This is a genomic window from Nocardioides lentus, from assembly GCF_039529515.1.
GTDB classification, from domain to species: domain Bacteria; phylum Actinomycetota; class Actinomycetes; order Propionibacteriales; family Nocardioidaceae; genus Nocardioides; species Nocardioides lentus.
In genome coordinates this window covers 508,598-529,528 of record NZ_BAAAMY010000001.1, presented here as the reverse complement: position 1 = coordinate 529,528, position 20,931 = coordinate 508,598, and the positions used below count along the sequence as shown (strand labels likewise).

General features: G+C 75.0%; 18 protein-coding genes and 1 pseudogene. 6 read left to right on the top strand and 13 right to left on the bottom strand.

The features are described from left to right. Positions 1-59: 59 nt before the first annotated feature. The 9 genes from ABD158_RS02590 to ABD158_RS02550 form a co-directional block, all read right to left on the bottom strand. Positions 60-998: an endonuclease/exonuclease/phosphatase family protein gene (locus ABD158_RS02590; protein ID WP_344003275.1), complete on the bottom strand. Its 939-nt coding sequence runs from the start codon at positions 996-998 to the stop codon at positions 60-62. Positions 999-1,066: 68 nt separating this feature from the next. Further along, positions 1,067-2,224 (bottom strand): CaiB/BaiF CoA transferase family protein, encoded by a 1,158-nt coding sequence (locus ABD158_RS02585; protein WP_344003273.1) that lies wholly within the window; start codon positions 2,222-2,224, stop codon positions 1,067-1,069. 169 nt (positions 2,225-2,393) lie between these two features. Continuing rightward, positions 2,394-3,032, bottom strand: coding sequence for a TetR/AcrR family transcriptional regulator (locus tag ABD158_RS02580; protein WP_344003270.1), 639 nt, complete (start codon positions 3,030-3,032; stop codon positions 2,394-2,396). 18 nt (positions 3,033-3,050) lie between these two features. Next, positions 3,051-3,812: an amino acid ABC transporter ATP-binding protein gene (locus ABD158_RS02575; RefSeq protein ID WP_344003267.1), complete on the bottom strand. Its 762-nt coding sequence runs from the start codon at positions 3,810-3,812 to the stop codon at positions 3,051-3,053. Beyond that, positions 3,809-4,705 (bottom strand): amino acid ABC transporter permease, encoded by an 897-nt coding sequence (locus ABD158_RS02570; RefSeq protein ID WP_344003263.1) that lies wholly within the window; start codon positions 4,703-4,705, stop codon positions 3,809-3,811. Before ABD158_RS02570 ends, ABD158_RS02575 begins: the two co-directional genes overlap by 4 nt. Next, entirely contained in the window at positions 4,702-5,583 is an 882-nt protein-coding gene (locus ABD158_RS02565; protein WP_344003260.1) for an ABC transporter substrate-binding protein, read from the bottom strand. The genes ABD158_RS02570 and ABD158_RS02565 overlap by 4 nt, the downstream gene beginning before the upstream one ends. 72 nt (positions 5,584-5,655) lie before the next feature. After that, on the bottom strand, positions 5,656-6,579 hold the full coding sequence (locus ABD158_RS02560; RefSeq protein ID WP_344003257.1) for a hypothetical protein: 924 nt from the start codon (positions 6,577-6,579) through the stop codon (positions 5,656-5,658). Beyond that, on the bottom strand, positions 6,579-7,613 hold the full coding sequence (locus ABD158_RS02555; protein ID WP_344003254.1) for a hypothetical protein: 1,035 nt from the start codon (positions 7,611-7,613) through the stop codon (positions 6,579-6,581). Before ABD158_RS02555 ends, ABD158_RS02560 begins: the two co-directional genes overlap by 1 nt. Further along, complete coding sequence (locus ABD158_RS02550) at positions 7,610-8,752, bottom strand: sulfotransferase family protein (RefSeq protein ID WP_344003251.1); 1,143 nt, start codon at positions 8,750-8,752, stop codon at positions 7,610-7,612. The genes ABD158_RS02555 and ABD158_RS02550 overlap by 4 nt, the downstream gene beginning before the upstream one ends. A gap of 30 nt (positions 8,753-8,782) precedes the next feature. Here ABD158_RS02550 and ABD158_RS02545 point away from each other — a divergent pair, with 30 nt between their 5' ends. The 4 genes from ABD158_RS02545 (at position 8,783) to ABD158_RS02530 (ending at position 12,476) form a co-directional block, all read left to right on the top strand. After that, positions 8,783-9,511 (top strand): pirin family protein, encoded by a 729-nt coding sequence (locus tag ABD158_RS02545; RefSeq protein ID WP_344003248.1) that lies wholly within the window; start codon positions 8,783-8,785, stop codon positions 9,509-9,511. 77 nt (positions 9,512-9,588) lie between these two features. Further along, a complete protein-coding gene (locus ABD158_RS02540) occupies positions 9,589-10,644 on the top strand; it encodes a sigma-70 family RNA polymerase sigma factor (protein WP_344003245.1) in 1,056 nt (351 codons plus the stop codon). Beyond that, positions 10,641-11,387: a DinB family protein gene (locus tag ABD158_RS02535; RefSeq protein WP_344003242.1), complete on the top strand. Its 747-nt coding sequence runs from the start codon at positions 10,641-10,643 to the stop codon at positions 11,385-11,387. Before ABD158_RS02540 ends, ABD158_RS02535 begins: the two co-directional genes overlap by 4 nt. A 72-nt stretch (positions 11,388-11,459) precedes the next feature. Beyond that, positions 11,460-12,476 (top strand): DUF2332 domain-containing protein, encoded by a 1,017-nt coding sequence (locus ABD158_RS02530; protein WP_344003239.1) that lies wholly within the window; start codon positions 11,460-11,462, stop codon positions 12,474-12,476. 3 nt (positions 12,477-12,479) lie between these two features. Here the strand turns inward: ABD158_RS02530 and zwf are convergent, their stop codons facing one another. Next, complete coding sequence (gene zwf, locus ABD158_RS02525; RefSeq protein ID WP_344003236.1) at positions 12,480-13,943, bottom strand: glucose-6-phosphate dehydrogenase; 1,464 nt, start codon at positions 13,941-13,943, stop codon at positions 12,480-12,482. Between the two features lie 134 nt (positions 13,944-14,077). Here zwf and ABD158_RS02520 point away from each other — a divergent pair, with 134 nt between their 5' ends. Together ABD158_RS02520 and ABD158_RS02515 are read left to right on the top strand one after the other, a co-directional pair. Continuing rightward, a complete protein-coding gene (locus ABD158_RS02520; protein WP_344003233.1) occupies positions 14,078-14,605 on the top strand; it encodes a hypothetical protein in 528 nt (175 codons plus the stop codon). A gap of 13 nt (positions 14,606-14,618) precedes the next feature. Continuing rightward, positions 14,619-16,139: a flotillin family protein gene (locus tag ABD158_RS02515; protein WP_344003230.1), complete on the top strand. Its 1,521-nt coding sequence runs from the start codon at positions 14,619-14,621 to the stop codon at positions 16,137-16,139. Between the two features lie 24 nt (positions 16,140-16,163). Here the strand turns inward: ABD158_RS02515 and ABD158_RS02510 are convergent, their stop codons facing one another. The 3 genes and pseudogenes from ABD158_RS02510 to ABD158_RS02500 form a co-directional block, all read right to left on the bottom strand. Continuing rightward, positions 16,164-17,627, bottom strand: coding sequence for an NAD-dependent succinate-semialdehyde dehydrogenase (locus ABD158_RS02510; protein WP_344003226.1), 1,464 nt, complete (start codon positions 17,625-17,627; stop codon positions 16,164-16,166). A gap of 239 nt (positions 17,628-17,866) precedes the next feature. Further along, a complete protein-coding gene (locus ABD158_RS02505) occupies positions 17,867-20,596 on the bottom strand; it encodes a LuxR C-terminal-related transcriptional regulator (RefSeq protein WP_344003224.1) in 2,730 nt (909 codons plus the stop codon). Positions 20,597-20,603: 7 nt separating this feature from the next. After that, positions 20,604-20,931 (bottom strand): annotated as a pseudogene (locus ABD158_RS02500) (TerC family protein); the annotation flags it as partial.

Sequence of the window (20,931 nt, the reverse complement as noted above, 5' to 3'; positions counted from 1 at the left end):
CGCCGCGGTGACACCCGGTTGAACGGACGCCGACCTCGACGCGACCCGCCGTCGACGGCTCAGGCCAGCCGCAGCACGGCCTGGACCGGCAGGTGGTCGCTCGGCCAGGCCCCGTCGTACGACGTCGCGTTGACGGCCGCGGCCAGCACGGCGACGCGCGCCGGGACGAGGACGCCGTCGATGCGGCGCCCACCCTCCTCCGGCTCGCCGTAGCTCGGGAAGGTCCCCCACTCCGGCGTGCGGCGCCGGGCCGCCGCGACCCAGGCGTCGCGCAGGCCGGCCCCGGCGAGGACGGCCGCCGGCAGGCTGGCGTCGACCGGCACGTTGAGGTCGCCCAGCAGCACGACCGGCACGTCGACCTTGGCGAGCCCGTCGCGGATCATGGTCGCGGACTGCACCCGCGCGAACTCCGAGCGGTGGTCGAAGTGGGTGTCGACGGCGAGCAGCTCGCGGCCGGTCGTGCGGTCCGCCAGCCGCGCGAGCAGCACACTGCGGGGGAACATGGCCCCCCAGCCGTGGGTCGTCGGCTCCTCGGGGGTCTCGGAGAGCGCGTGCTGCTCGACGTCGAGCAGGTCGAACCGGTCGGTGTCGTAGGCGAGGACGGGGCGTCCGGCCAGGGTGTCGGGGCCGAAGTCGAGGCCCAGCAGCCGGTGGCCGGGCAGCGCGTCGGCGACGACGTCGAGGTGTGGCTCGCAGACCTCCTGCAGACCCACGAGGTGCGGGTGCTCGGCGGCGAGCAGGCGCCCGGCGAGGGGGGCGCGGTCCGGCCAGTGGTCGGCCTCGCCCGGGGCGGTCCCCGGCTGCGGCGCGCGGAGGTTGTAGGTCATCACGTGCAGCGCGTCGTCGGCGACCGGGCCGACGAGCGGCTCGCCCCGGGCGCCGGCCGAGCGGGCCGTCCCGAGGACGGCGGCCCCCGCGCCCGCCGCCGTGGCGGCGCCCGCCGCGGTGATCCCCGCCAGTCCGAGGGTCCTGCCCAGGACACCGCGTCGTGTCAGCACGACCCCCAGCCCACCGGGCGCGGGTGACGTGGGCCTGAACGGCGCCGCTCACCGCGACGTACGTCGGCTCACGCCTGGGCGACGACCCCCCGCTCGAGCAGGCCCTCGACGTCCGTCACGCCCCACGCGGTCAGCGCCGCCCGGGTGTCGGAGCCCGGGGTGGTCGGCCCGGTGGTCAGCGCGCCGGGCGTGGCGGAGAAGCGGGGAGCGGGCCCCGGCTGCAGGAGGCCCTCGTGCTCGACGAGGGTGCCGCGGGCGACGTTGTGGGGGTGCGCGGCCGCCTCCCGCATCGTCAGCACCGGCGCGACGCAGGCGTCGGTGCCCTCGAACACCGCGGTCCACTCGGCCATCGTCCGCTCCGCGAAGCGCGCCGCGACCAGTGTGCGCAGCTCGTCCGCGCGGGCCGGGTCGAAGCGGTCCGGCGCGTCCCCGGCGATGCCGAGCAGCTCGGTGAACAGCGCGTAGAACTGCGGCTCCAGGGGGCCGACGCTCATGTGGCGGCCGTCCGCGGTGGCGTACAGGTCGTAGTACGGCTGGCCCCCGTCGAGGAAGTTCGACGCCCGGCGCTCGACGTGCCCACCGCCGGCGAGGAAGCCCATCGTCATCGCGTTGAGGTGGGCGGTGCCGTCGGTGATCGCCGCGTCGACGACCTGCCCGCGCCCCGAGGTCCGCGCCTCCAGCAGCGCTGCGAGCACCCCGATGACCAGGTACGTCGACCCGCCCCCGAAGTCGCCGAGCAGGTTCATCGGGAAGTGCGGGCGCCCGGGGTCCTGGCCGAGGCCGTGGAGCGCGCCGGTGAGGGCGACGTAGTTCATGTCGTGCCCGGCGGTCGAGGCCAGCGGACCGTCCTGGCCCCAGCCCGTCATCCGGCCGTAGACCAGCGCCGGGTTGCGCTCCCAGCACTGCTCGGGGCCGATCCCGAGGCGCTCGGTGGTGCCGGGCCGCATGCCCTCGACGAGCACGTCGGCCGACGCGACGAGGTCGAGCACGAGCCCGGCGGCCTCGGGGTGCTTGAGGTCGAGCGCGACGCTGGGTCGGCCCCGGGTGAGCAGGTCCGTCGCCCCGCCGCCGACCGCACCGCCGCCGGGGCGCTCGAGACGGACCACGTCCGCGCCGAGGTCGGCCAGGATCGTGCACGCGTGCGGGCCCGGTCCGATCCCGGCGATCTCGACGACCTTCACGCCGCGCAGCGGCCCCGACCTCGCGCCCAGCGGTGACTCGCCCATGGCCGGATCCTGCCAGCCGGGGACGGAGCGGCGGCGGATCCCCCACCCGCCCGCCGACGCTCCGCTCCCCCGGCCTGGTGACGCACAGTCATTGACTGCGCAACCACCGTAACCAATCCGCGGACCCGGTGCACGCGCGTCCCAGGACCGGCGCACCCCCCCGCGCCGCTCAGCAGGTGCGGATCGCCGGGATCGCGGCCCGCGTCCAGGCGAGGTACTCCTCGTGGGTGAAGCCGTAGTCGACGACGAGCTGGACGTAGGTCTCGGCCGACATCGTCAGGTTGACGAGCGCGGTGAAGCGGTCCGTCAGCTCCTCGGGCACGGCGTCGCGCGGCACCACGCCGGTGCTGATCAGCCAGCGGGCGGTGATCCCGTAGGAGTCCCGCTTGTAGCGCACCAGGTCGTCGTACTCGACCTTCACCAGCGGGTCGACGAGGGCCGTGGTGCGCAGCACGAACCACAGCCGCGCGGAGCTGCGGTGGGCCCGCCCGATCCACTCGGTCACGGCCGCCACGGCCTCGACGGGGTCGGTCAGTGCGTAGATCGCCTGGGCCTCGGCGTCCTCCTGGATCGAGGTCCAGCCACCGCGTCCGACGTAGCGGGTGCGGAACGCCTCGACCAGCAGGAAGGCCTTGGTGCCGACGCCGTGCACCGTCTTCGCCGACACCCCGGCGCGCCGCGCCACGGCGGCGATGGTCGTGCCCGACCAGCCCAGCTCCTCGAAGCAGCGGGCCGCCGTCTCGACGACGAGCTCACGCGTCTCCGCAGCACGCTGCTCGCGGACGGGCGAGCGGTAGGGACGGCTCACGGGTGTGACGCTAGCGCCTCACTCCGGTGCGCTCGGCGGCCGCTCGGGCAGGACGCGACGCAGGAAGCGACGTGTCGCCTCCTCGCGGGGGTCCGAGAGCACCTGCGCCGGCGGGCCCTGCTCCAGCACCCGGCCCCGGTGGAGGTAGGCGACCCGGGTGGCCACCTCGCGGGCGAAGGCCATCTCGTGGGTCGCGATCAGCATCGTCATGCCCGCCTCGGCCTCGGCGCGCACCAGGTCGAGCACGTCGCCGACCAGCTCGGGGTCGAGCGCCGCCGTGATCTCGTCGAGCAGGAGCAGGCGCGGCTGGGTGCACAGCGCCCGGACCAGCGCGACCCGCTGCTGCTGGCCGCCCGAGAGCCGGTCGGGGTGCACGTCGGCCTGGGCCGACAGCCCGAACCGGTCGAGCAGCCCGCGGGCCCGCTCCACCGCCTCCGCCCGCGGGACGCCGTGCACGCGCACCGGGGCGAGCGTGCAGTTGTCGAGCGCGGTGAGGTGGGGGAACAGGTTGTAGGCCTGGAAGACGACCCCGATCTCGCGCCGCACGTCGCGGGGGTCGGCGCGGGGGTCGGTGATCTCGGCGCCGTCGAGCAGCACCTGCCCGTCGTCGACGGACTCCAGCAGGTTGACGCAGCGCAGCAGGGTGGACTTGCCGGAGCCCGAGGCCCCGATCAGGCAGACCACCTCGTGGGCGCCGACGGAGAGGTCGAGGCCGTCGAGGACGACACGCTCGCCGTAGGTCTTGCGGAGGTCGCGGACCTCCAGCAGCGGGGTGCTCACCGGCCACCCCGCTCGCGCTCGGCCACCCGCCGACCGAGCCAGTCGGTCAGCCGGGCCAGCGGGATCGTCAGGGCCACGAAGAAGAGGCCGGCGACGAGCAGCGGTGTGTAGTTGAAGTTGTAGTTGCCGTAGTCCTGGGCGGCGAAGAGCGCCTCGAAGACCCCCACCGAGGCGACCAGGGCGGTGTCCTTCTGCAGGGAGACGAAGTCGTTCATCAGCGGCGGCACGACGCGCCGGCCCGCCTGCGGCAGGACGACGTGCCGCATCACCTGGGACTGGCTCAGCGCCAGCGACCGGGCGCTCGCGACCTGGGAGGGGTGCACGGAGTCGATGCCGGCGCGGATCACCTCGGCGACGTAGGCGCCGTAGCAGAGCACCAGCGCGGCGGTGGCCAGCCAGAACAGGCTCGTGGTCACCCCCTGCAGCTGCAGGGCGGGGATCCCGAACGCGAACAGGAAGACGACCAGCAGCGTGGGCAGCCCGCGGAACAGGTCGACGTAGGCGACCGCGAGGAGCCGCACCGGGGTCAGCCAGGGCGACGTGGTGCCCCGCGCCACGGCGACCAGGGTGCCGAGCAGCAGGATCAGCGGCTCGGCGACGAGGAACATGCCCACGTTGAGCAGGAAGCCCTGCGCGATCGAGGGCAGCGCCTCGCGGGCGTGGTACGGCGACAGGAAGGTCTCCTGCACCCGCTGCCAGCCCGGCGAGAGCACGACGAGCGCCACCAGGAGGCCGAGGCCGACGACCGTGGCCACCCCGGCGACCAGCGTGCCGCGGCGCCGCAGCCGTCGGCGCACGGCGCGACGCTCGACCTCGTGCTCCGACGGCGTCCAGGCGGCCCGGGACGCCTCCGCGGTGCCGCCGGCGGCGCCGCTCGTGGTGGGGGTGCTCACTGCAGGACGGGCACGTCGACCGACTCCGAGAGCCACTCCTGCTCGAGGTCCTCCAGCGTGCCGTCCTCGCGCAGCGTGCTCACGGCCTCGTCGACGCAGCCGGTGAGCGGGCTGTCCTTCTCCAGCAGCAGGCCGAACTCCTCGGTGTCCTCGCCGGAGTAGGCGAACTGACCGGCGACCGTGCCGCCGTCGAGCTGCGCGGCGGTGATGAACAGCGCCGTGGGGAGGTCGGCCACGATCGCCTCGACCTGGCCGTTCTGCAGCGCCTGCGTGGCGGCGTTGGTGTTGCGGAAGACGAGCGGGTCGGTGTCGGGCTGGATCTCCTCGCGCACCGCGGTGAGGCTCGTCGTCCCCGACTGCGCACCGAGCTCGAGGTCCGTCAGGTCCTCCAGCGAGCCGATCTCGGGGGCCCCGTCCTCGAGCACGACGACCGCCTGGGTGGCGGTGTAGTAGCCCTCGGAGAAGTCGACGGCCCGCTCGCGCTCGGGAGTGATCGAGATCTGGTTGATGTCGAAGTCGAAGCGCTTCGGACCGGGCGCGTAGGAGTTGTCGAAGGGCACCTCGACCCAGGTGACGTCCTCCTCGCCGTAGCCGAGCTGCTCGGCCACGGCGTACGCGACGGCGGACTCGAAGCCGCGCCCGTTGGTCGGGTCGTCGTCCTCGAAGTACGGCGGGTACGCCGGGGTGTCGGTCGCGATCGTCAGGGTGCCGTCGGTGAGCGTGGGCAGCGCGCCCGGCTCGCAGGTGGCCTGGGCGTCCGACGAGCCGTCGGAGCCGGACTCGGAGGTCTCGTCGACGGGGGCGCACGCGGAGAGCGCGGTCAGCCCGACGGCGCCGACGAGGGTGCCCAGGAGGGCGGTGGTGCGGGTCGTCTGCATGCGCAGGATCGTAGGCCCACCGGGCGATGTGACCCGCGCCTCGCACCCGCCGCGAGACCCCGTGCGCCCCGCTCAGCCCGGCGGCTGGGGCGGGGGCTTCTTGCGGATCAGCGGGCGCGGGGCGCGGGGCAGCCAGTCGCGCACGACGTGGTCGACGACGTGGACGCCGGGCGGCGCGACCACGTGGGTGAGGCCCTCGACGTCGCCGGGCCGGCCCTCGCGGATGGCGCGGTCGACCTCCCACTCGCGGCGCTTGCGCGGGATCCGGACGTTCGAGAACGCGGTGGAGGACCAGTGGGCGAACTCGTCGGCGTCGAGCCACTTCAGCTCGACGCACATGCCCGGCGGCAGGTGGATGCGCTGGGTCTCCTCGGGGAAGACCCGCAGCTCCCACTCGAAGGCCTTCTTGTGCACGTACTCCGGGCCCATCGGGTAGATCCACGGCTCGCGGAAGTCGACACCGAGGTCGATCCAGGCCTCGGAGTCGGACACCACCGTCAGGGAGTGGCGCGGCACGAGCACGACGGACCCGGAGCCCTCGAGCTGCCAGGCGAGGTCGGCGAGCGTGCCGACGCCCTCCTCCGTCAGCACCATGTCGCCGTCCCACTTCATCGAGTACGACGTGCGCACGTGGCCGAAGGACCAGTTGTAGAAGTGCGTGAGGCTGTGGACCGAGTCGGCCGGGGTCGCCAGGTTCTCCGCGCCGGCCCGGGCGACCGTGAAGGGGTAGTCCAGGACCGTCAGGCGGTCGGCCGCCCCGCACTCGGCGGCCACGCGGGCGGCGACCTCGGCGGTGCCGTCGTCGGAGCCGTTGTCGACGAGCACGACGGCCTGGGTCGCGGCGAGGATGCCCGGCAGCACCCACGGCAGGTTGCGGGCCTCGTTGCGGACCCGGAAGACGCAGGTCAGGCCGGTCGGCAGCGGGCCCTCGGAGAAGGCCCAGCGGACGTCGTACCCCTCGTGGCCCTCGCGGTTGACGATGTCCGGCGCGCGCATCAGGCCCCGGCCCCCGGGGACGACACGGACGCCGCCGACGCCGTGGCCCCGCGTCGCTGCTTGGCGCGGTCCTGGGCGGTCAGGCGGCGCAGCGCGGGGTCGACGAGCGGACGCTCGGCCCGCGGCAGCCACACCTCGGTGACGTGGTCGACGACGTGGGCGTCCGAGCCGGTCGGCACCTCGATGCGGTGGATGCCGCCGCCCGCCGCGACGCCGTGCGCCTCCCACCGACCCTCGGCGAGGTCGGTGAAGAGCTGGTACTCGCGGCGCTTGCGCTGCGTGCGGGCGCTGGTCGCGAACGCGTCGGCGTCGGTCCAGTGCGCGAACTCGTCGGAGTCGAGGTACTTCAGCTCCAGGCAGGTGCCCTCGGGGAGCTTGACGTGGTCGACGCCCTCGGGGTGGATCCGCAGCTCCCACTCGAACGCCTTCACGTGCGGGTACGACGGGCTCATGGGGTAGCCGAAGGGCTCGGCGTTGAACAGGCCGAGGTCGAGGTAGGCGACGCGGTCGGACTCGACGTACAGGCTGTGGCGCGGCACGTAGAGCACGGCCTCGCGCCCCGGGAGCCGCCAGGCCAGCTCGCGCAGCAGCTCCTCGCCCTCCTGGGTGAGGACCATGTCGCCGTCCCACTTCACCGAGTAGGTGGTCGAGACGTGGGCGAAGGACCACGAGTAGAACCAGACCAGCGAGTGCACCGAGTCCGCCGGCGTGCCGAGGTGCTCCGGGCCGCACCGGCTGACCCGGAACGGGTACTCGGTGATCGTCAGCCGGTCGGCGTGGCCGCTGCGCTCCGCGACGTCGCGCGCGACCTGCGCGGTCCCGTCGGTGGAGCCGTTGTCGACGAGCACGACCTGCTGGCCCGCCCGCAGCAGCGGCGGGAGCACCCACGGCATCGACCGGGCCTCGTCCTTGACCCGCAGGACGATGCCCGTGCCGGGCACCTGCGGGCGCGACCAGGGCCAGACGATGTCGTAGTCGGTCTCGCCCTCGCGGTTGGCGGCCGAGTCGCCGACCGCACCGAGGACCGCGGTCACCGGGGGCGGCCGAGGGCCTGGCGCAGCCTGCGCCGGGCGCTCGGCGGCACCAGGGCCCGCACGTTGTGGGGCACGCGGTCCGAGAGCCGCACGCCCTCGGGGGCCGGGGCCGGCCCGCCGCGGTCGCCGCCACCCTCGAGGCGGCTCCGCTCGGCGGCCGCGCCGGCGCGCTGGGCGGCGATGGCGGTCGACTGCGACATCGCCTCCGCCTCCTCGTAGGCCTCGGTGTAGGCCTGGCGGATCTGGTCCAGCTCGACGTGGCGCTCGGGGGTGTCCCCGCCCGGGTCCGCGAGCGCGTCCAGCGCCTGCCAGGCGTCGTCCGCGATCGTGCGCAGGTGGGCCGGCACGGGCACGTCGTCCCAGGTCAGGCGCACCCGCCGCAGCGAGGGGTCGATGAACTGGTGGACCTTGCGGATGTCGCGCGCGGTCGCGGAGCGCACGGCATGCAGGTCGAAGCGCTCGCCCATGTCGTGGACCGGCACGGTCCAGTCGGTGAGCATGTCGTCGTAGCGGACGAAGGCACGCTGGTTGCCGCGGGTCGAGCGCTCGGTGTGGAGCATCATGTTGACCCAGGCGGCGACGCGGTTCACCTCGCCGAAGCGCTTGGCGTAGTACTTCTGCTTGCTGCCCACGACCTCGGTCACGGGGCGCAGCATCGTGACGTGGGAGCAGGACGCCCCGGCGCGCAGGGCCGCCGAGCGCCACAGGCCCAGGAACCACGCCAGGCGCGGGTCCTTGATCACGAGCTCGTCGCCGCCGGCCTCGAACTGCTCCTCGAGCCAGGTGTGCAGGCGCGTGCGCAGCTGCTCGGCGGTGCTGAGCTTGCCGGTCTCGAACCACGCCGACGGGCGGGCGTCGGAGACCTGCACGTTGACCCGGCGCAGCAGCTCGTCGTGGAAGTCCACGACCCACTGCGGCTCGCCGAAGCCCTTGGGGTTGGTGTCGTCGGCCGCGACCTCGGGCTGCGGCACGTGCATGCCGAGGGTCTGCAGGGTGCCCGACATGGTGCTGGTGCCGCTGCGCCCGGAGCCCACGACGAACAGCACCCGGCGCGCGCTGGGGCCGGTCGGCTCCGGGGCCTGCAGGCTGACGCCCTCGGGGCCGGTCTCGGGCTCGGGCGCGACGTCGGGGCTGGACATGGGCGACAGCCTAGACGCGACGATGGTCCGGTGACGGACACACCCTGGCTCGACCTGCGCCGCGCCGGGACGCGTGGAGTCTCCGAGCACGGCCCCGGCGTCACGGCGACCCACTCGTTCTCCTTCGGCGCCCACTACGACCCGACCAACCTCGGTTTCGGGCCGATCGTGTGCCACGACGACCACCGGCTCGCGCCCGGCGCCGGGTACGACGACCACCCCCACTCCGGCGTGGAGATCGTCACGTGGGTGCTCGACGGGGCGCTGGCGCACTCCTCCCCCGGCACCGCGAGCGGCACCGTGGGCGCCGGCGGGGCGCAGGTCCTGTCGGCCGGGTCCGGCGTCGTGCACGCCGAGACCGGCGAGCCCGGCGCCGGCACGACCCGGTTCGTGCAGACGTGGCTGCGCGCCGACGACCCCGACGCCGCCCCGTCGTACGCCGCGGGAGCGGGGCCGGTCGTGGCGCCGGCCGCCGGCGCCGGCCTGGTCCCGGTGGCCGGCGGCGACGCCGAGCTGCCCCTGGGCGTGGCCGGTGCGGTGCTGTGGCTCGCGACCGGCGGCGGGGACCTCGCCCTGCCCGAGGCCGCGCGCACCCACCTCTACCTCCCCGACGGCACGGGCCACCTCGAGGACGCCGGCGACCTGGGGGCGGGCGACGCCGTCCGACTGGAGGCCTCCGGCGGCCGACGGCTGACGCTCGCGACCGGCTCGACCGCGCTGGTGTGGTCCTTCGCGGGGGCCCGAGCCGGGGAGCGATGAGTTCGGGTGTCGACGTCGGTCGTCACTCCCGACAGACTGACCCACGACCCGCACCCGGAGGCGAAACGGTGAGCACGATGACCCCTGACGTCGACACCGCCCGCAGCGCGACCGACGAGCTGGCCGACTTCGACGCCCTCACCGGGCGCTACAGCCGGGAGCTGCTCGCCCACTGCTACCGCATGAGCGGCTCGATCCACGAGGCCGAGGACCTGGTCCAGGAGACGCTGCTGCGCGCCTGGCGCTCGCAGGGCACGTTCGGCGGCCGCTCGTCGGTGCGCACCTGGCTGTACCGGATCGCGACCAACGTGTGCCTGACCAACCTCGAGGGCCGCCCGCGCCGACCGCTGCCGACCGGTCTGGGCACCGCCGACTCGCTGGCCAGCGACGAGCTCGTCTCGGACGAGGAGGTCCCCTGGCTCCAGCCCGTGCCGGACGCGGCCGTCGTGGTCGGCGAGCGGGACTCGATCCGCCTCGCGTTCGTCGCCGCGCTGCAGCACCTCCCGGCCCGCCAGCGCGCCGTGCTGATCCTCCGCGACGTGCTGCGGTGGAGCGCCGCCGAGGTCGCGACCGCCCTCGAGACCACCGTGGCGGCCGTCAACTCCGCCCTCCAGCGCGCCCACGCCCAGATGAAGGAGCGGGCCCTCACCGAGGACACCGTCGTCGAGGAGCTCACCACCGCCCAGCAGCGCCTGCTCGAGGCCTACGTCGAGGCGTTCTGGAAGAAGGACGTCGACGCCATCGTGGGGCTCCTCACCCACGACGCGGTCTGGGAGATGCCGCCGTTCACCGGCTGGTACCGCGGCGCCGACCACATCGGCGAGCTGATCGGCACCGCCTGCCCGGGCGGGGCCCACGACATGGTGATGCTGCCGACGCGCGCCAACGGCCAGCCCGCGTTCGGGCTCTACATGCGCGGCCCGGAGGGCGACTTCGCGCCCTTCCACCTCCAGGTGCTCGACCTGGACGGCGAGCGTGTGCGCCACGTGGGCGCCTTCTTCGACACCGACCTCTTCCCCACGTTCGGCCTGCCCGCACGACTGCCCGCCGACGTGCGCACCGACGTCGGCGACGGCCCGGTCTCCCGGCCCGGACGGGGCGCGGCGGAGATCGCCGCCGCCCACGGCCGGTGACCGGGCCTCCCCCGACGACGCCCCGACCCCCCGACCTGCCGGACCTCGACGCCGCCGTCGAGCTCCTCGAGCGCGCCCTCGGCCACACCCGCCTCGCCCTCGCCGGCGTCCGCCCGGTCCACCTGGCGCGGCCCACGCCGTGCGCGCGCTGGGACCTCGACGACCTGCTGTGGCACATGGACGACGCGCTCGACGCGTTCACCGAGGCCGCGGCCGGGCGGGTCACCGGGCGGGGCACCGGGCGGGGGTCGCCGGGGAGGTCGGGCACCGCGCGGACCCCGGGCGCCGCCGGTCCACGGGCGACGGGGGTCGGGGCCCGGCTGGGGCGCCTGCAGACCAAGGCCTGCCACCTGCTCGGGCTGTGGGCCGAGCCGCCGCGCTCCGTGGTCGATGTCGGGGCGATCGATGTCGGGGCGGTCGATGTCGGGGCGGTCGATGTCGGGGCGGTCGATGTCGGGGCGGTCGACCGCGCCGGGACGTCGCTGCCGGCGTCGCTGCTGGTGGCCACGGCGGCGCTCGAGATCGGCGTGCACGGCTGGGACGTCGCGCAGGCCACCGGCGAGGACCGGCCGGTGCCCGCGGACCTCGCCGCGCAGCTCCTCCCGGTCGCCGCCGTCACGATCGGGGCCCGCGACCGGGGTCGCCGCTTCGGCTCCTCCCTGCCGGTCGCGCCGTTCGCGCCGGCCGACGTCCGGCTCCTGGCCTTCCTCGGCCGACCCCCGCTGCCCGCCCGGGCGGGGTGATCCCCCACGGGACCGGCGCCGGACGGCTCGCGGCGCGACCGTTCCGTGGGGGACTGCCCGCAGACTCGGCCCGTGAAGGTCTTCGCCGGGATCGCCGAGCAGTACGCCGACTTCGCCGCCTACGCCGAGGGCGACTCGCCCTGCTTCGCCGACTGGGCGCGCCGGGCGGCCGCCGACGACGACGTGCTGGCGTGGCTCGACACGCTGCCGGTGCCGAAGCGGCAGCCCAACCTCGTGTTCGCGGCCGCCCGGTGGCACGGCGTCCCCGCCCCCGCGCCGTACGACGTGCTGCGCGCGGCGCTCCTCGACGACGACGGGTCGATCGCCCGGACCGTGCGGGAGCGCTCGACCCAGACCAACGAGGCCGGCCGGCTCGCCACCCTGCTGCCGGCCCTCGCCCGGGTCGCCGAGCAGAGCCCCGAGCCGCTGGCGCTGCTCGAGCTCGGGGCCAGCGCGGGGCTCTGCCTGTACCCCGACCGCTACGCCTACCGCTGGCAGCCGCCCGGCGGCGACGGCGAGGACGTGGTGCTGCGCGAGGACCCCGACGCCCCGGAGCTCGTCTGCCGGGTGCTCGAGGGCCCCGGCGGTCGTCCCGACCTGCCGCGGCGGCTCCCGGTCGTCGCGTGGCGCGGCGGCATCGACCTGCACCCCCTCGACGTCGCCGACGACGAGCAGACGGCGTGGCTCACGACCCTGGTGTGGCCCGAGCAGGAGCACCGCCGCGCCCGGCTCGTCGCCGCGATCGGCGTCGCCCGCGCCGACCCGCCCGTGCTGGTCGCCGGCGACCTGCTCGAGGAGCTGCCCGCGGCCGTCGACCTCGCCGCACGGCACGGCACGGTGGTCGTGCTCCACAGCGCGGCCGCGGCGTACCTGGACCCCGCGGAGCGGGAACGGCTCGTCACCACGCTGTCCGGGATGGTCGCCGACGGCGCCTGCCGCTGGATCAGCAACGAGGGCGCCGGGGTCCTGCCGGGCGTCACCGCCACCGGGCCCGACGTGCCCGAGGGGACGGCGACCTTCGTGCTCGGCCTCGACGGGCGGGCCCTGGCCTGGACCCACGGCCACGGCGCGTCGATGACCTGGCTGTGAGCCTCAGTCGTCGTTCTCCTTCATCGTGCGCCACTTGCGCTCGAACGGCAGGCGCCACGCGTGGGGGGCGACGAGCTGGTGGATCTGGTTGGGACCCCACGAGCCCGGCTGGTAGGGCCGCACCGGCGGCGGGTCCTCGAGCAGGTGCTGGGAGACCTCCCACAGCCGCTCGACGCCCTGCGCGGAGTTGAACAGCGTGCGGTTGCCCTTCGAGGCGTCGAGGATCAACCGCTCGTAGGCCTCCAGGACGGAGCCCTGCCAGGAGGTCTCGTCCATCGCGAACTGCATGGACACCTTGTCGAGCCGGAAGCCGGGTCCGGGGCGCTTGCCGTAGAACGACAGGCTCATCTTCGGCTGGTCCGACAGGTCGAACGTGAGGTGGTCCGGACCGTGCTGACCGACGCCGGAGCCGTCGGGGAACATCGACTGCGGGGGCTCCTTGAAGGCCACCGAGATGATCCGCTGGCCCTCGGCGAGCTTCTTGCCGGTGCGCAGGTAGAACGGGACGCCGGCCCAGCGCCAGTTGTCGATGTAGCACTTCAGCGCGATGAAGGTCTCGGTCTCCGACTCGGGGTCGACGCCCTTCTCCTCGCGGTAGCCGAGGTACTGGCCGCGGACCACGTCGTCGGTGTTGATCGGCAGCATCGACCGGAAGACCTTGTACTTCTCCTCGGTGATCGACTCCGGGTCCAGCGCCGTCGGCGCCTCCATCGCGGTGAACGCCAGCACCTGGAACAGGTGGGTGACGACCATGTCGCGGTAGGCGCCGGTGGCCTCGTAGAACGACGCGCGCTGCTCGAGCCCGAGGGTCTCGGGGACATCGATCTGGATGTGGTCGATCATCGTGCGGTTCCAGATCGGCTCGAACAGACCGTTCGCGAACCGGAACGCCAGGATGTTGAGCGCCGCCTCCTTGCCCAGGAAGTGGTCGATCCGGAAGACCCGGTCCTCCTCGAAGACCTCGTGGACCGCGGCGTTCAGCATCTTCGCCGACTCCAGGTCGACGCCGAACGGCTTCTCCATGACGACGCGCCCGCGCTCGACCAGCCCGGCGTCACGCAGGCGGTGCAGCACGGCGAGGGCCGCGTTGGGCGGCACCGAGAGGTAGTGCAGCCGCTCCTGCGGCTCGGAGCAGTCGGCCTCGGCCTCCGCGACCGCGTCGCGCAGCGCCTCGGTGGTCGCGCCGGGCGCCCAGTAGAGCCGCTTCGCGAAGTCGGCCCACCGGTCCTCGCTGCAGCCCGGCTCGAACTCGTCGATCGCCTCGCGGGCGAACTGCACGAACGAGTCGCGGGTGAAGTCGTCCAGCGACGTCCCGACGATCTGCACGTGGGGCATCAGGCCCGAGCTGATCAGGTGCAGCAGGCCCGGCAGCAGCTTGCGGCGCGAGAGGTCGCCGGTGGCGCCGAAGAGCACGACGGTGGTCGGCGGCGCGGGACGACCACGCTCGCGTTCGGTGGCGTTGACCATGCGCCCAGCCTCCCACGCGGGCGCCGTCGTCCCCACCGGGCGCGAGGTGGTGTGGACAGGCTCACGCCGGGGTAGGAGTCCACCCCGGGGGCCCGGTTCTGACAGGCTGGGCACAGGCGAGGAGCGGGGGCTCGATGACGGCGTACGTGGTGATCGGCGTGTGCGGTCTCGCGGTGCTGCTCGTGTCGCTGCTCGTCGGCGAGCTGCTCGAGGGTCTCCTCGACGGGCTCGGGGGCGACTGGTTCTCGACCGAGGTCGTCGGCGCGTTCGTCGCCGCCCTCGGCTTCGGCGGCGCACTGGCCGACGGCCTCGGCGCCCCGGGGCCGGTGTCGGTCGCGGCCGGGATCGGGGCCGGCGCGGTCTTCGGTGCCTTCGCCGCGTGGCTGACCCGCCTGGTGCGCTCCGGCGGCACCGCCGGCGCGCCCGCCGCCGACGACGTCGTCGGCTGGGACGCCACCGTCGTCTCCGCCATCCCCGCGGACGGCCTCGGGACCGTCACCGTGCGGCGCGGCGGCCACCTGCTGCGCTTCAACGCCCGCGCCGAGCGGGCCCTCGAGGCCGGGACCGAGGTGCACGTCACCGCCGTCCTGTCCCCCACCGCCGTGAGCGTCGCCCCGCTCTGGCCCGACCCGCTCGAGGCCGCCGGGCCCGAGGACCCCTGAGGAAGAGGAACCGATGTCACCCACCCTGATCGCGATCCTGGGCTTCGTCGCCCTGGTCGTCCTCGTCGTGCTGGTGGTGACCAGCCGCTACAAGGTGGCCGGTCCCAACCAGGCGTTCATCGTGACCGGCCGCAAGGGCAAGGCCGTGCTCAACCCCGAGACCGGCGAGCTGTCGACGGACCTGTCGGGGCAGAAGGTCGTGCTCGGCGGCGGGGTCTTCGTCATCCCGTTCGTGCAGAAGCTCGCCACGATGGACCTCTCCAGCCGCCGGATCTCAGTGCAGATCCGCGGGGCGGTCTCCGGCCAGGGCATCAAGCTGAACGTCGAGGGCGTCGCCATCGTCAAGGTGGGCGGCAACGCCGACCAGATCCGCCTCGCCGCCCAGCGGTTCCTCTCCCAGCAGCAGGACGTCGAGCCGTTCACCCAGGAGGTCCTGGCCGGTGCGCTGCGCTCGATCGTCGGCGGCCTGACCGTCGAGCAGATCATCCGCGACCGCGCGGCCTTCGCGCAGCGGGTGGCCGACGAGTCCGAGAACTCGCTGACCGGCCAGGGCCTGATCCTCGACACCTTCCAGATCCAGGACGTCACCGACGACGGCAACTACCTCGCCGACCTCGGTCGCCCCGAGGCCGCGCGGATCGGGCAGGCCGCCTCCATCGCCGAGGCCAACGCCCGGCAGGCCGCGGAGCAGGCCCGGATCGCCGCGGAGGAGGAGATCGCGGTCTCCCAGCGTCAGCTGGCGCTGAAGCAGGCCGAGATCAAGGCCGAGACCGACGCCGCGTCCGCCAGGGCCGCGGCCTCCGGCCCGCTGGCCCAGGCCGACCGGGACCAGGCGATCCTCACCGAGCAGGAGAAGGTCGCCGTGCGCCAGGCGTCCCTGACCGAGCGCAACCTCGAGACCGAGATCCGCAAGCCCGCCGACGCCCAGCGCTACCGGGTCGAGCAGGAGGCCGAGGCGAAGCGCACCGCCGAGATCGCCGCCGCCGACGCCCGCAAGGCGTCGTCGATCGCGGCGGCCCAGGCCAAGGCCGAGGAGGCCCGCCTGACCGGTGAGGCCGAGAAGGCCCGCCGCTCCGCGCTCGCCGAGGCCGAGGCCATCGAGGGCGAGCGCCGCGGCCAGGCCGAGAAGGCCCGTCGTACGGCGGAGGCGGACGCGACCCGCGCCGAGGGCGAGGCGCAGGCCGCCGCGACCCTGGCGGTCGGCTCGGCGGAGGCGGAGGCGATGGACAAGCGGGCCGAGGCGTTCGCGCAGTACAACGACGCCGCCGTGCTCCAGATGCTGATCGAGGTGCTGCCGCAGATCGCCAAGGAGGTCGCGGCCCCGATCGCGGCCATCGACAAGCTGACGGTGGTGTCCACCGACGGCGCCGGCGCCCTGCCCAAGCAGGTCAACCAGAACGTCGTGCAGACCCTCGAGATGCTGCGCACCTCGACCGGGCTCGACCTCGAGGAGCTGATCGGCCGCTCGGTCCGCGGCGCCGCCGCGCGGCTCGCCGACGGCGAGACGGTGGAGCCGACGTCCACGACCCCCTGACCGACGCTCGGGGCCGGGGGCGCCTCACGCCCCGGTGACGGGGATGACCACGTACGTCGTCTCGAGGTACTCCTCGATGCCCTCGGGGCCGCCCTCACGGCCGTAGCCGCTCTCCTTCAGGCCGCCGAAGGGGGCGGCCGGGTTGGAGACCAGGCCGGAGTTGGCGCCGACCATGCCGTAGTCCAGCGACTCCGCCAGGCGGATCACCCGCTCGACGTCGCGGGTGAAGACGTAGGACGAGAGCCCGTACTCGGTGTCGTTGGCGCGCGCGACGGCCTCGGCCTCCGTGGTGAAGGTGGTCACCGCGGCGACCGGCCCGAACACCTCCTCGCGGGTGATGCGGGCCTCGACGGGGACGTCGCGCAGCACGGTGGGCGGGTAGAAGTAGCCCGGACCGTCGGGACGCTCGCCGCCGACCAGCACCCGCGCGCCGGCCGACACGGCGTCGCCGACGAGGTCGGTGACCTTGTCGACGGCGGCGGCGTTGACCAGCGGCCCGACGTCCACGCCGTCGTCCTGGCCGCGCCCGACCCTCAGGGCGCCCATCCGCTCGGCGAGCCGCGAGGTGAACTCCTCGGCGACGTCGACGTGGACCATGATCCGGTTGGCCGCCGTGCAGGCCTCGCCCATGTTGCGCATCTTGGCGAGCATGCAGCCCTCGACGGCGGCGTCGAGGTCGGCGTCGGCGAAGACCAGGAACGGCGCGTTGCCGCCGAGCTCGAGGCTCATCCGCTGCAGGTGGGTGGCCGACTGCGCGACGAGCGTGCGGCCCACCGGGGTCGAGCCGGTGAAGCTGACCTTGCGGAGCCGGGCGTCGTCCTGGAGGCGCTCGCTGAGCGCGGCGTCGGAGGTGGTGGGCACGACGTTGAGCACGCCGGGCGGCAGCCCGCAGTCGGTGAGCACCTCGGCCAGCGCCAGCATCGTCAGCGGGGTCGCGGGGGCGGGCTTGACCACCATCGTGCAGCCGGCCGCGATCGCGGGCCCGATCTTGCGGGTGCCCATCGCGAGCGGGAAGTTCCACGGCGTGATCAGCAGGCAGGGCCCCACCGGCTTCGGCACCGTCAGCAGCCGGGTGCCGCCGGCGGGGGCCGTCGTCCAGCGCCCGGAGATCCGCACGGCCTCCTCGGAGAACCACCGCAGGAACTCGATGCCGTAGGCGACCTCGCCGGCGGCCTCGGCGAGCGGCTTGCCCATCTCGAGGCTCATCAGCTGCGCGAACCGGTCGGTGTCCTCCCGGATCCGCTCGTACGCCGCGCGGAGGATCTCGCCGCGCTCGCGCGGGGGCGTGCGCTGCCAGTCGTGCTGCGCGGCGACCGCGGCGTCGAGGGCCGCGACGGCGTCCTCGACGGAGGCGTCGGAGACGCCGGTCAGCACCGACTCGTCGGCGGGGTCGACCACCTCGAAGGTGGAGCCGCCCGTGGCGTCCCGCCACTCCCCGGCGATCAGCAGGCGGCGGTGGTCGGTCCTCAGCAGCGCGTCGTCGAGCATGCGACACAGCGTGGCACGACCGCGGTGACGGCTCCCGGACCCGTCCGGACCGCGTCGGCGCACCGTCCGGGAACGGTCGTGATCGACGAGTTGTGGCAAAAGTGCCGGACCCCGGTGACGCGCAACCCCACCCCCGCTAAAGTAGTGGGTACCGAACCCCTTGCCGACCCCATGCGGCGAGGGGTTCGGTCTGTCCGGGATCGTCCGGGATCCCGCCGACGGGGCGGTCCCCCACCCGCTCAGGACGCGTCGTCGCCGCGAGCCCGGACGAGCGCGGTCAGCTCGGTGCGCGAGCGCACCCCCAGCTTGCGGTAGATGCGGGTCAGTGCCGCCTCGACGGTCTTCACGCTCAACCACAGCCGCTCGGCCGTCTCCCGGTTGGTCGCGCCGTCGGCGACCGCCAGGGCGACGCCCCGCTCGGCGTCGGTGAGCGCCCCCAGCAGTCCCTCCCCGTCGCCGGGGGCGGGGCCGGCGCCGGCCGTGCCCTGCTGCTCGGCCTCGATCTGCGCCACCCACGGCCGCGCACGCAGGCCGGCGAAGTGGGCGTGGGCGTCGGCGAGCGCGTCCCGCGCCGCGGCGGCGCGGCGGCGGCGGCGCTCCAGGTGGGAGCGGGTGAGCAGGGCGCGCCCGACGTCGATGCCCATCCGCAGGTCCCGGCAGACCTTCTCCGAGCGGTCGAGCAGCTCGACCGCGTCGTAGGTCGCGCCGCGCGCGGTGAGCAGCTCGGACTCCACGCGGTCGAGCTGGGCCGCCACCCCGTCGGTGCCCGTGCGACCGTCGAGCGCCTGGCGGGCCCGCGCCAGCACCTCCGCGGCCTCGTCGACCTCGCCGAGCGCGAGGAGCGCCGAGACCAGGTCGGGCTGCCACCGGTTGACCGTCGGGTCGCTGATGCCGTGGCCCTCCTCGACGGCCTCGACCCGGCGCAGCGCCTCCGCCGCCGCCGCGGACTCGCCGCGGCGCAGCCGCGCCTGGCCCATCAGGATCAGGTGACGCTGGAGGTAGCGGTTGTCGCGCTCGGCCTCCGCGACCTCCGCTCCCCGGGTGGCCAGGGCCAGCCCGCGGTCCAGGCGGCCTCCCGCGAGCTCCGCGAGCGCCGAGACGAACCAGACCGAGTACGCCGCGAGGTCGTGCTCCTCCGCGAGCGCCGCCGCCCGGCCGGCGTGGTGCAGCGCGGTCTCGCAGTCCCCCCGTCGCACGGCGACCTCCACGAGGCTGCGGAGCAGGTGGACGCGGTCGGAGGCGGGACCCCGCTCGGCGCGGACCAGCAGGCCGCGGAAGGCGCCGAGCGCCTCGTCGAGACGGTCGTCGTAGAGCGCGAAGCGGGCGGCCATGTAGGCCGGCGTGAGGTGGACCAGGGGCTCGGCGTCCACCGGCAGCGACAGGGCCTCCGCCAGGACCGCGTCGTGGTCGCCGCGGCCGGTCCAGCGGCGCGTCACCGCCAGGACCGGGATCGCCGTCGCGAGGGCGGTGGTGGCCTCCGCCACCCCTGCGGCCGGGCCGGAGCCGCGCGCCTCGCGGAGCAGCCGGACGCCCTCCTCCGCGGCCGCGCCGGCCTCCACGGGCCGGGAGTCGACCATCAGCAGGCGCGCCCGCTGCATCAGCACCTCGCCGAGCAGGCGGGCGTCGTCCCCGGCGTCGGCGAGCGCCGCGACGAGGACCTCCTCCATCGCCATCACGCCGGTGCCGGCCACCTCGAGCAGCGCGAGCCGCACCCGCACCCGCTGGGCCGGGCTGGGGGCCGCGTCCCAGAAGTCCTCGAGGGCCGCGAACACGGCGTCGACCGCGTCGCCGCGGGCGCCGGCCTCGACCGCACGGGCCAGCCACTCGGTCCGGTCCTGCGACTGGTCCGCGGTGGCGCGCTGGGCGGCGAGCAGCCAGAGCGTCGCGGCGCCGCCGCGGTCGCTCCCGGCGGCGGCCCCGGCGCCGAGGTCGGCCAGCGACGCCGCCAGCGCGGCGTCGGGGCGGGGGTCGGCGAGCGCCTGGTGGCGGGCGCGCTCGGCCGGCGTGGTGGCGACCCGGGCGAGCTCGGTGTGGGCGCGGGCGCGCTCCTGAGCCCCCGCGCGGTCGCGGAGCAGCCCGGCCAGCAGCGGCGGGGCGAGCCGCAGGGTCCCGCCGTCGCGCTCGAGCAGGCCCTCGCGGACGGCGAGCCGGACGTGGTCCTCCGCGTCGGCGACGCCCGCCCGCTCCAGGTGCCGCACGCTGGGCCGCGTCATCAGCGCGACCCGCAGCAGGCTCGCGCGGGTGTCCGCGGGCAGGGCGTCGAGACGGCTCTCCAGGACCCGCGCGAGCTCCGCGGGCAGCCCCACGGGGCGGCCGAGCACGGTCGGGCGGTCGCGCACGGCACCGCCCAGCGCCAGCGCGAGGGCGGGCACACCGCCGGACTGGACGTGCAGCCGCTGGGCCGTGCGGGGACCGATGCCGTGGGCCGAGAGCAGCTCGATCGTCGCGGCGCTGTCGAGGGGGCCCAGCTCGACGACCTGCAGCCCGGGCAGGGCGAGCGCGTCGGGCAGCGGCCGCGCGGCGTCGGCCGACACCACCAGCGAGACCCGCCCGACGAGACGGCGGCACGCGAAGCCGAGGACCCCGCGCGACGCGGGGTCCAGCAGGTGCGCGTCGTCCACGAGCAGCAGCACCGGTCCCCGCTCGGCGAGGGCCGACAGCCGCTCGCGGGTCCGCCGGGCCGGGTCGGGGTCGCCGGTGCTCGAGGTGGTGCTGGAGGTGGTGCTGACGTCGCCCGGCAGCTGGTCGAGCAGGTCGTGCACCGCGGCGTACGACAGGTCCCGCTCGGCGAGGACGCCTCCGGCGCGCAGCACGGTGGCGCCGGCGGCGGAGGCCTCGGCGGCGAGGACCTCCAGGACCGCGCTGCGACCGACGCCCCGCCGCCCGGTGAGGGCGACGGGGGTCCCGGCGTCGAGCAGCGCGCGGAGCCGCGTCAGCGGCTCCGCGCGACCGACCAGCGCCGGTGCCACGGCTGGCTCAGCGGCCGTCCGTGGTCGAGCCGCTCTCCGAGGTGCGGGCGGTGTCGCGGTCGGCGTCCGAGGAGGGCGTCGAGGGCGTGTCGTCCTCGTGCTTGATCTCCTCGCGCTCCTCCTTGCCGGCCTTCGCCATCTCGCGGCCCTTCGGGCTCATGAGGGAGGCGATGACCGTGACGACCAGGACGCCCATGATCACGCCGAGCGACAGGAAGGTCGGGATCTCGTAGACCGGGACCATCTCGCCGCCGTTGATGAACGGCAGCTCGTTCTCGTGCAGGGCGTGCAGGACCAGCTTGACGCCGATGAAGGCCAGGATGACGGCGAGGCCG

What these genes read in the sequence shown, in the direction of transcription:
- ABD158_RS02585 (WP_344003273.1), bottom strand. Translation starts at nt 2,224, where the DNA reads ATGGGCGAGTCACCGCTGGGCGCGAGGTCGGGGCCGCTGCGCGGCGTG.
- ABD158_RS02565 (WP_344003260.1), bottom strand. Translation starts at nt 5,583, where the DNA reads ATGCAGACGACCCGCACCACCGCCCTCCTGGGCACCCTCGTCGGCGCC.
- ABD158_RS02560 (WP_344003257.1), bottom strand. Translation starts at nt 6,579, where the DNA reads ATGCGCGCGCCGGACATCGTCAACCGCGAGGGCCACGAGGGGTACGAC.
- ABD158_RS02550 (WP_344003251.1), bottom strand. Translation starts at nt 8,752, where the DNA reads ATGTCCAGCCCCGACGTCGCGCCCGAGCCCGAGACCGGCCCCGAGGGC.
- ABD158_RS02540 (WP_344003245.1), top strand. Translation starts at nt 9,589, where the DNA reads ATGACCCCTGACGTCGACACCGCCCGCAGCGCGACCGACGAGCTGGCC.
- zwf (WP_344003236.1), bottom strand. Translation starts at nt 13,943, where the DNA reads ATGGTCAACGCCACCGAACGCGAGCGTGGTCGTCCCGCGCCGCCGACC.
- ABD158_RS02520 (WP_344003233.1), top strand. Translation starts at nt 14,078, where the DNA reads ATGACGGCGTACGTGGTGATCGGCGTGTGCGGTCTCGCGGTGCTGCTC.
- ABD158_RS02515 (WP_344003230.1), top strand. Translation starts at nt 14,619, where the DNA reads ATGTCACCCACCCTGATCGCGATCCTGGGCTTCGTCGCCCTGGTCGTC.
- ABD158_RS02510 (WP_344003226.1), bottom strand. Translation starts at nt 17,627, where the DNA reads ATGCTCGACGACGCGCTGCTGAGGACCGACCACCGCCGCCTGCTGATC.